This is a genomic window from uncultured Paraglaciecola sp. (assembly GCF_913020055.1).
GTDB lineage: Bacteria > Pseudomonadota > Gammaproteobacteria > Enterobacterales > Alteromonadaceae > Paraglaciecola.
The window spans coordinates 1-13,661 of the sequence record NZ_CAJWCF010000021.1 but is presented as its reverse complement, the minus strand read 5'-3'; the positions used below and the strand labels follow the sequence as shown (position 1 = coordinate 13,661).

Here is a 13,661-nt window from a genome sequence, read left to right as displayed (position 1 = left end):
AAAATTCACCAAGACTATGAAAAGGAACTTATCAGTTGAAAATAGTAATATTATTGTTAGTCATGAGTGTTTTTAGCCAATTAGCCTACAGTCAATGTGAACCAGAAAAAAAACTAGTCGATAAATGGAATAGTATTCTTAAAAATAGAGTCACAGAGTTGGCAAGAAACAAACACCGTGAAGCAAAAAGTGATTTTCTAGATTGCTTACGACAGCCAACAGAAGAAGCAAAAGTAAAAAAGACATCCCCTAAACATTCAAGCAGCAAAGCTCGCAAGATCACAAAACCTAAGTATAAATTTTCTCCTCGTAAAAGTTCTGGCCATCTAATTGTCTCTGATTACACAAACTTTAAGGGTAAAAAGAAAATAGCCTGGTATCGCTATTTCAAAGAATCGGTTGAATGTTTAAGCAACAAAAGCGATATGAAAATATTCGTTGCTTGCTCCAAAGTCAGAAAACAAAACCTAAAAACATTTAATGCCAGATGGAATAACCAAACCCAAGAGTTAATGCCTTTTTTGGACAATGAATGAGATGATTGAAATCGAGCCTAATCAAACCAGTAAGTAACTCGTTTTTCTTTTAAACCAATAAGTGAAATTTAACTATGTCAGAAATCTATATCGCCGAGGATGGCAAAGCGCGATGTGCTTGGTGTCAGGCAACGCCTCAGTATGTTGCGTATCACGAGAACGAGTGGGGCTACCCCGTTACCGATGATCAACGGCTATTCGAAAAAATCTGTTTAGAAGGGTTTCAGTCTGGCCTAAGCTGGCTAACTATATTGGTAAAGCGCGATAATTTCAGAGCCGCTTTTGCTAGTTTCGATTTTAACCTTGTGGCTAAGTTTACCGATGACGATGTTGAGCGTTTAATGTTAAACGCCGGCATAGTGCGGCATCGCGGTAAAATCACTGCCACCATAAACAACGCCAAACGCGCTCAAGAACTAATGACGGAATTTGGTTCATTAGCCCATTACTTTTGGCGATTTGAGCCAAAGCGTGATGAAGCGATTGCCCCAGGGTTTATGGCGACATGCGAAGAATCCATCGCATTATCTAAAGACTTAAAAAAACGCAGATGGAAATTTGTTGGCCCCACTACTATGTATGCTTTTATGCAAGCAATGGGCATGGTGAATGATCATGCTGATGGCTGTGCTTTGAGAGTAAAGGCGATGCAGCAAAGGGCGAAGTTGGTTCGGCCATGAGGTGATGAGTTTGCTTGAATAGCAGTATGATGGCTGTCTTAGAAAATAATTTTCAACGAACCTGGCACCGCAGATCACAGATTTCTGCAAACTTAATAAGGTAAGATACCCAGTATCAACATTTATCTTTACGCGCCTTGGTATACACAACGATGACAAACACACTGCCTCAAAAAAAACCCGCAACTATAGCAACGCTTAACGATCTTGCCACCTTGGCTAATTATTCGCTGATGGACACCCTCAACTGTGATCCTGATGCAACCCAAAATGGCGTTGACCATGCGCCTCGACAAGTTTTCTCGGGCCATTACGTGCCTGTTAATCCTACGCCAATTAACGACCCAGAGTATGTGGCGCACAGCAAAACCTTCTTCAGTGAACTTGGCTTTGCCGACAGTATGGCGCAATCAGCCGACTTCGTTCGCATGTTCTCAGGCGACACCTCTGAGGTGCCAGCGCCAATGCGCAAGACGGGTTGGGCAACGGGCTATGCACTGTCAATTTATGGCACAGAATACATTCAACAGTGTCCGTTTCGAACGGGCAACGGCTATGGCGACGGTCGCGCAATTTCTGTACTTGAGGCTGTAATTAACGGCAAGCGCTGGGAAATGCAGCTCAAAGGGGGCGGCCAAACACCCTATTGCCGTGGCGCGGATGGTCGCGCTGTTTTGCGCTCAAGTATTCGCGAGTTCTTGGCCCAAGAACACATGTACGCATTAGGCGTACCCACATCACGATCTTTAAGTTTGTACGTGTCAAAAACCGATACCGTGCAGCGCCCGTGGTATTCGCCGGGTTCGCTATCGCAGGATCCCGATAGGTATATTTATGAACCTACAGCCATATCAACACGTGTTGCGCCGTCGTTCATACGGGTTGGCCAACTTGAACTTTTCGCTCGTCGTGCCCGTGTCAAACAACACCCAACAGCCATGCAAGAGCTCGAAAAAATTGTGCTGCACGTGATTGACCGTGAGTACCCAGGCGTTATCGACACCCAGCTGTCTACCCCTGAAAAAGTAGTGTTGCTGGCGCGCGAGTTTCAAGGCCGCCTTGCGTCACTGGTGGCGAATTGGATCCGTGTAGGTTTTTGCCAAGGTAACTTCAACAGCGATAACTGCGCAGTAGGCGGTTTTACCCTTGATTATGGTCCCTTTGGTTTTTGCGATATGTTTCAACCCTATTATCAACCTTGGACAGGCGGCGGCCATCACTTCTCGTTTATGAACCAACCCAATGCCGCGCAAAAAAACTTCGAGATGTTTTGTTCAGCGTTACGGCCTTTACTGGCAGCGCATCAAGACTATTTGCTAGCGCTCGACGAGGTGCAAGATGGATTTTCCAAGGTCATGCACACACAAATGAAAATAATTTGGGCTGCCAAGCTGGGCCTTAGCACTTTGGCTATAGATTCTGACACTGACGAAGCCGCTTTCAACCTACTGCTCAGCGAATTACACACTCTGATGCAACAAACGCCTGTGGATTACACTATTTTCTTCCGAGAGCTCTCGTCAATACCCAGCGACATTAGCCCGTTGCAGAAAAGTTTCTACAAAAACGTGCCCCAACATACTGCCAGTGATACCGCAGACATCAACAAACGCTGGGCACAGTGGCTAGACAACTGGAAAACACTGCTCTTTGGCGCGAGTAACGCCAATGCCACTTCGGCCCGTTCAAGTGACCAAATATCTAAGCAGATGAAGCGGGTTAACCCAAAATACATTTTGCGCGAGTGGTTTGTTGTGCCGGCTTATCAGCAAGCCACGTCGGGAGATTATGCGCTCATTCACGAATTACAAGCGGTGATGACACAACCCTATGCAGAGCAATCCAAGCTTGTTGAAGACAAATACTACCGGTTGAAACCGAATGAGTTCTTTGAGGTGGCGGGGGTATCTCACCTTAGTTGTTCATCGTAATTGTTCTTTTGATTTTTAGTAAACAAAGCATGTGCTATGCACACTGGCATCCCGCGCGGCGTCGGCATGCTTTAGCTCTATTCAATAAAGGCGCTTGGCAAACAAAAATGCCAGAGTAAATCAAAAAACAACAGCGTCGGCTTTGCCGACTTTCTTGTTAATTATTAGCTGAACAGTTGTTAACTAGTGGCTTTTATTCGTGGTTTGGGTTTAGTCGCCGCAGTTGTTTTTTCTAATTTTTCCAGCTCCACTAGCAACTGCTTTCTCTGCGCGGCAGATTCAACTGTACGTTTTGAAAGATGACTAGGGTGCTGCTCTCTATCTAGCCAAAACTTACCAGAGACTTGACTCGCTTCTTTAGCAGCGGCTAGCCAAGTGATAGTATCCGCGCCTTGCTCAGGCGTGCGCAGCATACACTTAGTCACTTTATAAAACTCTGGCAAAGCATTAACAACCCCAGGCGTGTCAACCCAGCCAGGATGCATTGCATTAACGCTAATATCATCACCTTGCCAACGCTTAGCCCATTCTTCAGTCAAGATAATTAAGCCACGTTTTGCTCTGGCATATGCGGTAGAGCCCGAGTATTTACCGCGTTGGCTTTGTAAGTCGTTTACCTGAATCTTTTGCGAGTACATTCCGCCCGACAATACGTTAACAACTCTTGCTGACTCAGACTTTGCCAGTAATGGATGCAATCGTTCGGTAAGGATATAAGGCCCAAGTAACAACAAGGCAAAACTTTGCTCTAAACCCTCGGTGGTTTGTTGGCGAGGATTAAACAAAGCGCCGGCATTATTAATTAATATATCAACCGGTTTACCTGCTTTGAGTAGACGGCCTGCCAACCCATGTACATCTTTCATTAGCGACATATCGGCAACCTCTATATTGATTCGAGTATTACCAGTTTGCTCTATTAGTTCACGTACAACTTGTTGCGCTTTGTTTTTATCACGTACTACCAATGTTAACTCTGCGCCAAGTTCGGCCAATTGTTTTGCAGCTGCCAAACCAATACCCGAAGTTGCGCCGGTTATGACTGCATGGCGATCATACATATATGCCGACAGCGCATGCCAGCGCTTACGAGAATTGGTATACCCCAAGCGAGTAAAACGCCAGACACCTGGCAGTATTAGTTTGTCGGCAACTGCCAGAACTTTTGACGCCTTGGGAGCAGTAAAATTGTCTTCTAATGCTTTTCTTAGGCCTTCAAGTGCAGTGTTGCCGACCCTATCCATTACTGCAGGGTTTAATCGACTGATAATCGCTATGGGCGCCGGGAAGTTAAAGTTAGCGATATAACGCACCTTGGTGCCGGTATCGGTAGTGGTAAATATAATTTCTTCTACGGCTGTAAATAGTTTTGAATCGACCGTCATTAGCAGGCGCTTATTCGCTTCAAATTCAATAATTTCGTAGTACAGGCTAAAGCCTGCTTTCATGTTGATCTGATAACGACTGCCAACGCTGGGTGTCCCAGTAGATAACTTCGAGGCACTAGCTACAGCAGGATCCCATTGCTCAATACGTGAGAACTCACTCACGTAGGCAAATGCCTCATGGAGCTTGCGTGTCACTTCAATAGTTTTATCTAGGGTAATAATATTGCTCACATTACATTCCATTGTTAACAGATAACTTAAAAATACGCGGCGACGAGTATTTTAGTTCAGCGATGGGGTAAATGAATTGCTGCGTCTAAGAAAGGTCAAATCCAAGTTAGATGCCCCGATGTTTAATAGCACTCGTTCTTTTGATTTATTCGTTAAATAGCAAAATTAAGAAATAAATGGGGAAATATCCAACTTAATGATTTAATAGCCAGTCATAGAGCCTTATTAAACTTACGCACTCACCGTCATGAATGAAGATATTATCATTGCGCTGCCTTCTCTCATTCACCGAATTGGCAGCGAGACCGCTAAACAAGCTAAAGCAATGGCATTACAGTATGAATGCGAATTAAAACGAGTACGTCGTTCAAGAAACTGGCGTGTAACGGGTGATGCGATAAAGGTTCAAACTTACGCCGCACAGCTAAAAGCACATCAAATGATTTCACATAAGTTAAATAAACAAGGTGATGGTGAGTTTCATTATCTTATCAAGAAGATTGAAACGGCTTTATTGGGACATGCTGACAAATTAGAAACGTTAGAAGCAAAGTTGATTCGATTGATCACCCAAACCCCAAATATCACGTTAGCACAATTGGTATTACTTACCCAATGCACCGAGGCAGAGGCAAGAGTTGCTCGCTTTGAGGCTGAAAGCTGGTAATGATGCATCTAAGAACTGAATCGAAGTACTGAATCAAACAACTGACCGGAAATAATGAATGCCTACAGAAACACGCAGCTTTTTAATCACTGAGTCTGATAATCGCCTTAAAGATAAAACGGGCAAGGTTTTTACAGTACCAACAGGTTGGGAGAATTTACCTGCCGGCGATGCCTCGGTAACACGCAAGTTAAAATCCCTAGGACCTACTTGGACAGTGCAGGAAAAAAAAGGCCGCAAGGCATTTTCTCACGGCGTCTGGGCTGCAAAAGAACAGATTGAACAAGCGATAACACTGGTCAAAGCGCAACGCGCCGATCCCAAACATCAAAAAAAATTAGCCCAGGTAAAAGTGCGCCGCGAAGCAAAGGAAACGGTCTTCGGCGAAGACTTTCAACAAGCAATCATTCAATTTCTCAACTTCGACCAAAAGCATCACCTTTTGGTTGAGCAATTGTCAAAGCTGGTAAAAGAACATGCGGTGCCCGTTGGCAGCGGTACAGTAGCGCGCAGCTCATCGGTCACTTTAGAAGATAAAGCGGCCTTGGCAGTCATGGCCTGGATGCGGCATAAAACCAGTGCTTATGATTCAACACCTGTTCCCCGTGTTAAGGGCGCTAGGCGAGAGTTAAGGCGACAGATAGCGCGGCAGTCTGAGCGAATTTTGGCTAAGTATCGGAGTGGAGAGGATTTTGATTTTAAAGCTTGCCCGCTTTGTAAGGCTTTGCATGGGTAATAGGATTGTTTGGCGTTGATCACGCTGAACCGTGATAAGCCACAGCGTATGCTTTTTCGCTATTCAAAAGATTAAAAGCACGCTTCGCGCCATCGTCCGTGATGGTTTTTGACTTGAATCCTTTCAAGCCAATTACTCTTTTTTCAGCAGCAAAAAATAGAGTAACCAGAAAAATGCCGCCGCTTCAAAAGTTCTTAACCGCACAAAAAGGCTTATTTTAGGGTCGCTACAGAATGTGTCCCTCCAGCTTTCACTCAAATGACTTCCCTGTCATTTGCCCCTAAAATAAGCCTTTTTGTGCTGAAACTTTACATGCGGGGAAAGCAGTGGCGGAGCCACCAGAGATTTGAACTAAAGAGTTAGAACAGCTCTTTTTTTGATGACTAATTATCATGGTTTGTTCTGGTCAACTCCAACCGGACACTTTCCTAAAGGAGTTTTCAAATTCAATTGGCGATTGATCCAAATTGGCTGAATGCAGTCGCTCAACATTATAATATTTCATGTACCTAGCAACATCTTCTCGCATATGTGTTCGAGTGGGCTGCGGTACTTTAAACAACCAACCATACTTTAAACTTCCAAAGAAGCGTTCTACAACAGCATTATCCCAGCAAGCTCCAACGTCACCCATACTAGCTCGACAACCTAATCGCGACAGTAGGTTTCTAAAGCCTTTACTCGTGTACTGAGAGCCTCTGTCACTGTGAAACACCAAGCCTTTGCCTGGCTTGCGTAAATTATGAGCCTTTGTCAGTGCTTGCTCGACCAAATCACGCGTCATGCGTTTTGATATATGCCAACCTACAACCCGGCGTGAATACAAATCCATGACAATGGCTAAGTACAACCAGCCCTCACCAGTCTTTAAATAGGACACATCACCCGCCCAAATTTGATTGGGTCCAACAGGATTGAAATTCATATTTAGCAAGTTGTCAGCCACAGCATCACTGTGTTTGCGCTTGGTTGTCACTTTATAAGCTATTCGCTGAGTCACAACTAATTTAAGCCGTTCCATTAACTTAATGGCGCGATACCGCGTTATTTGAAAGCCTTCTTTGCGTAGTGCTTTAGCAAGCTCTCTGCTGCCTAAACTGTTTCGACTTGCCTTGAATAATACTTTTGCTCGTCGATACAGCATTCCGCAAGATGATGAGGATCCACTTTGCCGTTTTGTCTGTAATGGGATTCTTGTTGATGTTATGCCAGATGATGAGAATATTCTCGGTTTTAGCAATCAGTGGTTCAAACCTGGTCAAAAAGATCCAATTGAGTATAAATTACCGCATGGGGTTAAAATAAGATTAGTAAAAGCTAAATATCTATTAGCAACAAAGTTAGCCGCTTTTTTGGGACGTAAAATCGATATCCTAGAAAGTAAGGATGCAGAAGATATTTGTATTCTTATAAATGGGAGGGATGCTTTAATCGACGAAGTGTTTCAAGGACCAACTGAATTAATTTCCTATATTAAGTCACAAATGAAGCAATTTATTGCCAATAGCAATTTTGAATATCTTTTTGCGAACGCACTAAATGGAGAAGAACCAGATCGAATTGATATCGTACTAGAACTGTTTCATAAACTGGCAGATGAAAAGGTATAACATAAATGGCATACATCATTTCTACTGGCAAAGGTCCTGTGCAACCAGTAAATGCAGATCTTGTTACAGAGTGGCAAATAGAAAATGGGAGTATTTATCTGGTTTGCGATGGAGTAAACCACAATGATAAAACTATGGCTGCTGTTCAATATTTTGCTAAAAGTCTAATTAATTCTGATTGGATTAATATCGATAGCCCTGACAAAAAGGTGAGAGATAATATTCTTAAAGTACTCGAATCAATGCAGTCTGAACATAATGGTCAGACATTTTGTTGTTGTATTGCTATCGTTTTTGAAAAAGAAACAATTTTAGCTCACTGTGGTGACTGTCGAATAGGAGATTTAACCAAAGAAGGAGTACGCTGGTTAACTAAAGATGACGTACCAGCACTTAACCTCTACAACAAAGGTCACATAACAAAAGAAATTTATGCTAAAGCACGACACTTAATTTCGACTAAATTGAAAGTTGGTGCAAATAACCATAATTCACTAACGATAAAGAAAGTCGCTACATTGAATGTAGAACGTTTAATCCTTTGTAGCGATGGGTTTTGGTCTGTAACTGAGCCTCTATTACAGACAAACTTATCAAATATTTTGAAAAGCGTTCCAACTGAAATCAGAAGACTAGAGGCAGAATCTGAAGATAACTTTAGTGTCGTGATTGTTTGAAATAAAAAATGTAAATATAACTCTTTCAACCTATCAAATTCTAGACACACGATTTTTAATATCGATTAATTCATTAAGTTTTTTCAATTTGTTTATCGATATCCGATATTAACCATTCATAGGCATTTTCTTTCCCTCGAATTGCTCCCAAACCAAAGAACCAGGGCCATTGTAGATCTCTTCAAATGATCCGTTAGGTAGTATTTTAATAACTATCGTATGTTCTGGCTCACTACGAAAAGCGACGGACTTGGACTGAGTAGCTTTAATTTCTACTTGCTTACCATTTGCAGTAACGGCATCAAAACCTTTGTTGGAAGCCGTTTCAAGTATCAGATCATAGACATCAGAAACTAGGCACTCTCCAATGCTGCCAACCATGTGGCCGTGTGGCGTAAAGTGTCTGCCGGGAAACATTTCTTCTAGTTCAGCTACTGTTGAATAAAGTTGCCTTATCAAACTTTGGAATTTTTCATGATCCATCGCCCTAATAGTTCCCTTTTAAAATAGTTGTTTGTTGTTGTGGTCGCCGTTTTATGCTGCAAAAAGGTATATCAACATGATACACATTTTTATTTACTCTTAGGTCGGTAAAGCACGACTTGTGTAGTGCCCTTACCTTTTTGTTTTTTCATTTCAAAAACGCTGTTGAGCATTTGTACAACTTGAGTCATTTTGGTTACTCCATAAGAGCGTGGATCGAAATCTGGTTGTGCTCTTTTTAAAAAGCTACCTGCGGCACCAATATTTACCCAACCGTCATCATCCTGAAACTGCTTCCATGCTTTATGTAACAATGGGACTACTTCATCAAGGTTACCTTTATCTTGCAAAGGCTCTTCTTTTGTATCTTTTTCCGTTTTATTAGCACTGTCTAAGTTTTCGGTGTACACAAAGCCATCACAGGCATTTCTAAATGAAACTGGTGTTTTCTTCTCACCAACACCAAATACAAATTTTTCAGATTATCTAAGCCTGGATGCGAGCTTGGTAAAGTCACTATCGCTGGATACCAGCGCAAAGGCATCGATTGTCTAAGAATAGAGCAAGTCCATTGCATCAATAATCATCGAGGCAACAGTTGAGTTTTTGCCAGTGGTGTAGGCAAATTGCTGTATAGGTTGAATGGCTAACTCATTCAACGGTTTCTTCCAGTTCTTTAAATGTTCTATCGACCAATCACCGTATGCACGCTTTATCAGAACATGGCCATGTGCTGATATCTCATCAAGTACTGCTTTAAGCTTTGAAAGCTGTGCGTTGTCGGCATCAATAAGTACCGCTATTTTCTTGTGAACATCTAAGTCTTTCATATCTATTCTTGAATCACGGTATCGATGAGGCTGATCTGAGATGAACGAGACTTGGGCATAAGAGACTCCTTTCAATTTGTGCTATTTCAATTAGTGTTAGTAAAGCTTAGTGCAGAAAAAAAAACAGTCAAATTATTATGGGTGGCCTATTTAAGTTTAGACATCGCTAGTCACTGTTTTACACAGAAAAAATTAAAACAACAAGAACAGCATTTTCATTTAACCTTCGGCCGGTAAAGCACGACTTGTGTCGTGCCCTTCCTTTTTTGACTTTTCATTTCAAACGTAATTAAAAAAGAAAATTAAAAAGACGGCGATTCGTAATAAAACCGAAAGCTATTTTTTGGGGTTGAACGCTATCATTATTGTGTCTTGTTAATTGTTGTTTCTATTGTTAATTGTTGTAAATTTTCTTGTTAATTTGTTCTGACTCCGATAGTTAGCCATACAAGGTATTTGCTTATAGCAAGCAACTTGTATGTCTAAAGCCGTTTTTCTATTTAACGATAGTCATTTCATCAATTAGATTGCCGGCATCATCTAAATATTCCATCAACCACAACATATAGCGTGTATCAACATGGATACTGCGGGTAGTGCGCGGGTCAAAGTCCCAATCTGAGTTGACACTTTCAAAGGTACCATCAAACAGTAACCCAACTAATTCAGCATTAGCATTTAAGGTTGCCGAGCCTGAATTACCGCCAGTGGTGTCTAAGTCACTCAAAAAGTTGACCGGAACACTGCCAATCTTATCAAGGGTGTAATCGCCATATTGTTTGTTTTCAATTAAGCTTAACTGCGCCTTGGGTGAATAAAACGGTTCAACCCCCGTGTCTTTTTCGACTATGCCTTCTAAACGAGTAAAGGGCTCATAAATCAGGCCATCTTTAGGGGAGCCGCCCATCACATTGCCATAGGTCACTCTTAAAGTGCTATTGGCATCTGGGTATAGAACCTGGCCTTTACTCTGTTGCCATTCAATAATGGCTTTCATATAATTTGGCTGCAGCGCGGCTAGTTGTCCTTCACGCTCTTTATATTCGTTTTCACGTTTCATTTCTTCATCGTACAAAGCAACGGCAAGCTGCATGAAAGGGTCATCACTTGCTTCTAGCTCTGCTTGAGTCGCTTTCATCATCGCTAGGCGTTCTTCAACTTGATCAAGGCGAGTGTTTTTGTAATAGACGCCTAATTTTGCACTCAAATCACCTACTTCATCTAGGCCAAGGGCTTTGTCTAATGCCAGCACACGACGCTCTTCAGGCTCGGCTAAATAATTTGCCAGGTACATTTGCCAAAGTGCCATATCAACGGTGGCATCAAAGCGGCGGTCAATCCGTTTCATACGTTCTTCGATACGCTCTATGTCTCTTTCTTGGTACCCTTGCTCCCGCTGTGTATCGGGCTTTTGACTTTCAATAGATAGTCGATATAGGTTTTGTGCTACACCCAAAAGCGCAGGGCGAGTGGCAAAGCCGTACCAAAATTCTTGTTTATCTGTGACGGCTTTTTGCTTCGCCATTTCATTAAGTTTAGCAATTGATTTAGCCACATCTAGACGACTGCTATCTTTATTTAACCACTGATTCAGCTGAGCTTCGCGATCTGCTCTACGGTCAACTAGACCAACTCGCTGAGCACCTTCTAACTGGCCTTTGGTATTTTTCAAAAAGTTATTAAGGCCGGCTAAAGATGACTCATATTTAACCCGGGCGTAACTGCCAACTGGTGCACTTTTTTCAATTGTCTCGATCCATTCAGCGACTATGTCAATGTAAGTAGGATATAACCATGAAAAAACATGCTCGACATTTGACAACAAAGCATAACGATTAGTGGAACCAGGATAACCAGCCACCATCACAAAGTCGCCATCATCAAGGCCTTTAGCCGACACTTTCAAGAAATGTTTGGGTTCATAGGGTACGTTGTCTTTACTGTACTCTGTTGGCTTGCCATTTTTATCAACATAAGCGCGATAGAAAGCGAAATCACCAGTGTGGCGCGGCCACATCCAGTTATCAATATCACCACCATATTTACCCACTGAGTCGGCAGGTGAATAGGCAATGCGCACATCTTTAATTTCAAGTTGCTTAATAAGTTTAAATTCTTTGCCTGAATAAAAAGAGCTGACAGAACAACGGTAGCCTTCATCTTGCTCACATTCAGCGATCAAGGCTTTGCGTCTGTTAGTAATTTCGTCATATCGGGCTTTACCCTGCAAAGTATCTGCTAAGTTGCCTATGACTTTTTCAGTTAGATCACTAAACGCCTCTGTTACATAAATACGAGAGCCAGGTGCTGCTGGTAGTTCATCGCCCAACTTCTTAGCTAAAAAACCATTTTCGAGATAATTGTTTTCGGCAGTGCTATTGAATTGCACCGAGCCTCGCGCACAATGATGGTTGGTCACTGTCAATCCTTTAGGTGAAACAAAGGATGCTGAACAACCACCCAGTGATACAACCGCCCCCATAGGAAAACCGGTCAAACTGGAAAGAGATTCTGGAGAAATTTTAAGACCCGTTGCTTTTAAGTCTTTTTTGATAAGAGGGAGCTGTTCTGGCGTGAACATGCCCTCTTTTGCCACTGCCGTTTGCAGGCCAACTATCAGCATGGCGCTTACCACCATAAATGTTTTTTTCATCGCCATTCTTCTTATTTTATATTGGATAATTAGCCAAGAAATCTAACACCTAATGCTGGGGTTTTCAAACCTTGCTATAAGAATACAGAACTTAAACTAGACATATATGGACGCTCCCGATATGTCAACGCAATACCTGTCTCTTCTTGCTGATTTCAGCACGAATTACGTTCTTAATCTTCTTTTTCCGCTAGTCTGTTGTGCTGAAGGCAGTCTAAAAATGGCTTAGTTCTGACATATATTCAGGCTCTTGATTAGCGTTGGTTTTATCAACACTGGCCTCTGATGAACTCCGTACCTTATCGCCTTTAAAATACACCCACACGGATTAGTAATCCTTGTCCTAGTCTGGCTTTGATGAGGTAGGGTAGACCGTTTTCTTCATCATGTTCTGACTAAGCGGGTTGGGTAAAAAGGTGTTATCCCGAGTCTTGCCTTCCACAACACCCACACAGGCTTGTTGCCTTTGTCTCGGACGGAATTGAACAAGGCTGGAATAACGTAAACTGTTTCATGTTACGCGTTGACCTCTAAAGAAGTAGGCATAACGCGATAGTGCTCTTGGCGCGTGAGCAATATCCAGATTAAACGCGCCAAGCGATGCGCTACGGCGACTGCCACTTTATTGAACGGTTTGGTGAGGCGAAGCTTAGTTGCCCATAAAGCTAATGGGTCGGTGCTTTTGGCTGCACGACTGACAAAGGCTCTAGCACCATGTATCAGTTGTTTACGTAAGTAGCGGTCACCGCGCTTGGTGATGCCGCCCATTTTACTGATGTTACCCGAGGCATGTTGTTTGGGCGTCAGCCCTAACCACACGGCAAACTCTTTGGGGCTATTGAATGCTTGCCCTTTGTCTATGGCAGCTAACAATGCTGAAGCATTAATCACACCGATACCAGGAATACTGCTTAATATCTTACCGCTTTCACTGCCATCAACAAATTCGCCTAACTGTTTTTCAATACTTTTTAGGCGTTTAAGTGTGACGTTATACTCACTCAACATGTCTATCACCATATCTTGTAATCGGTGACTATACTGAGGGTTATCTATGACGCTGCTTAATCCACTTAAGAGCGCCTTGTGACCACAAGGAAACACCACACCAAACTCACTTAATAAGCCTCGGGCTTGATTGCTCATCGCAGTTTTGTTTTTGACCAGTCGTTCTCGGATACGATGCAAACAGGAAATTTCCTGCTGGTGCTCAGACTTCACCGGTACAAAACGGATATG

13 protein-coding genes and 1 pseudogene are annotated in these 13,661 nt (G+C 42.6%); 7 read left to right on the top strand and 7 right to left on the bottom strand.

Annotated features, from left to right (window positions below):
• Positions 1 to 35: 35 nt before the first annotated feature.
• The 3 genes from QZ488_RS06475 (at position 36) to QZ488_RS06465 (ending at position 3,147) form a co-directional block, all read left to right on the top strand.
• Entirely contained in the window at positions 36 to 536 is a 501-nt protein-coding gene (locus QZ488_RS06475) for a hypothetical protein (RefSeq protein WP_293747019.1), read from the top strand.
• A 74-nt stretch (positions 537 to 610) separates the two neighbouring features.
• Positions 611 to 1,216 carry a DNA-3-methyladenine glycosylase I gene (locus tag QZ488_RS06470; protein ID WP_293747018.1) on the top strand — a complete coding sequence of 202 codons (606 nt, stop codon included), beginning with the start codon at positions 611 to 613 and terminating at the stop codon, positions 1,214 to 1,216.
• A 152-nt stretch (positions 1,217 to 1,368) separates the two neighbouring features.
• Positions 1,369 to 3,147, top strand: coding sequence for a protein adenylyltransferase SelO family protein (locus QZ488_RS06465; protein ID WP_293747017.1), 1,779 nt, complete (start codon positions 1,369 to 1,371; stop codon positions 3,145 to 3,147).
• A gap of 179 nt (positions 3,148 to 3,326) precedes the next feature.
• On the opposite strand, the gene QZ488_RS06460 is transcribed toward QZ488_RS06465, so the two are convergent.
• Entirely contained in the window at positions 3,327 to 4,766 is a 1,440-nt protein-coding gene (locus QZ488_RS06460; protein ID WP_293747016.1) for an SDR family NAD(P)-dependent oxidoreductase, read from the bottom strand.
• A 247-nt stretch (positions 4,767 to 5,013) separates the two neighbouring features.
• Between QZ488_RS06460 and QZ488_RS06455 the strand changes: the two genes are divergently transcribed.
• Positions 5,014 to 5,433, top strand: coding sequence for a ribosome recycling factor family protein (locus QZ488_RS06455; RefSeq protein ID WP_293747015.1), 420 nt, complete (start codon positions 5,014 to 5,016; stop codon positions 5,431 to 5,433).
• Positions 5,434 to 5,491: 58 nt separating this feature from the next.
• Entirely contained in the window at positions 5,492 to 6,169 is a 678-nt protein-coding gene (locus QZ488_RS06450; RefSeq protein ID WP_293747014.1) for a DUF2293 domain-containing protein, read from the top strand.
• Positions 6,170 to 6,575: 406 nt separating this feature from the next.
• Here the strand turns inward: QZ488_RS06450 and QZ488_RS06445 are convergent.
• Positions 6,576 to 7,310: pseudogene (locus QZ488_RS06445) on the bottom strand (IS3 family transposase); the annotation flags it as partial.
• Here QZ488_RS06445 and QZ488_RS06440 point away from each other — a divergent pair.
• The gene (locus tag QZ488_RS06440; protein WP_293747013.1) at positions 7,231 to 7,779 is read left to right on the top strand and encodes a hypothetical protein; all 549 of its coding nucleotides are present in this window, start codon (positions 7,231 to 7,233) and stop codon (positions 7,777 to 7,779) included. The pseudogene QZ488_RS06445 and the gene QZ488_RS06440 overlap by 80 nt on opposite strands.
• Positions 7,780 to 7,784: 5 nt before the next feature.
• The gene (locus QZ488_RS06435) at positions 7,785 to 8,456 is read left to right on the top strand and encodes a hypothetical protein (RefSeq protein WP_293747012.1); all 672 of its coding nucleotides are present in this window, start codon (positions 7,785 to 7,787) and stop codon (positions 8,454 to 8,456) included.
• Positions 8,457 to 8,564: 108 nt separating this feature from the next.
• Here QZ488_RS06435 and QZ488_RS06430 read toward each other — a convergent pair whose 3' ends face one another.
• The 5 genes from QZ488_RS06430 to QZ488_RS06410 all read right to left on the bottom strand — a co-directional run.
• Positions 8,565 to 8,939 (bottom strand): hypothetical protein, encoded by a 375-nt coding sequence (locus tag QZ488_RS06430; RefSeq protein ID WP_293747011.1) that lies wholly within the window; start codon positions 8,937 to 8,939, stop codon positions 8,565 to 8,567.
• Between the two features lie 89 nt (positions 8,940 to 9,028).
• Positions 9,029 to 9,349, bottom strand: a complete 321-nt coding sequence (locus QZ488_RS06425; protein WP_293747010.1) for an OST-HTH/LOTUS domain-containing protein — start codon at positions 9,347 to 9,349, stop codon at positions 9,029 to 9,031.
• 141 nt (positions 9,350 to 9,490) lie between these two features.
• Positions 9,491 to 9,769, bottom strand: coding sequence for an NYN domain-containing protein (locus QZ488_RS06420; protein ID WP_293747009.1), 279 nt, complete (start codon positions 9,767 to 9,769; stop codon positions 9,491 to 9,493).
• Between the two features lie 496 nt (positions 9,770 to 10,265).
• The gene (locus QZ488_RS06415) at positions 10,266 to 12,422 is read right to left on the bottom strand and encodes a S46 family peptidase (protein WP_293747008.1); all 2,157 of its coding nucleotides are present in this window, start codon (positions 12,420 to 12,422) and stop codon (positions 10,266 to 10,268) included.
• Positions 12,423 to 12,938: 516 nt separating this feature from the next.
• Positions 12,939 to 13,661: IS110 family transposase (locus QZ488_RS06410; RefSeq protein ID WP_293747007.1), on the bottom strand; the 723-nt coding region annotated here is incomplete at its 5' end.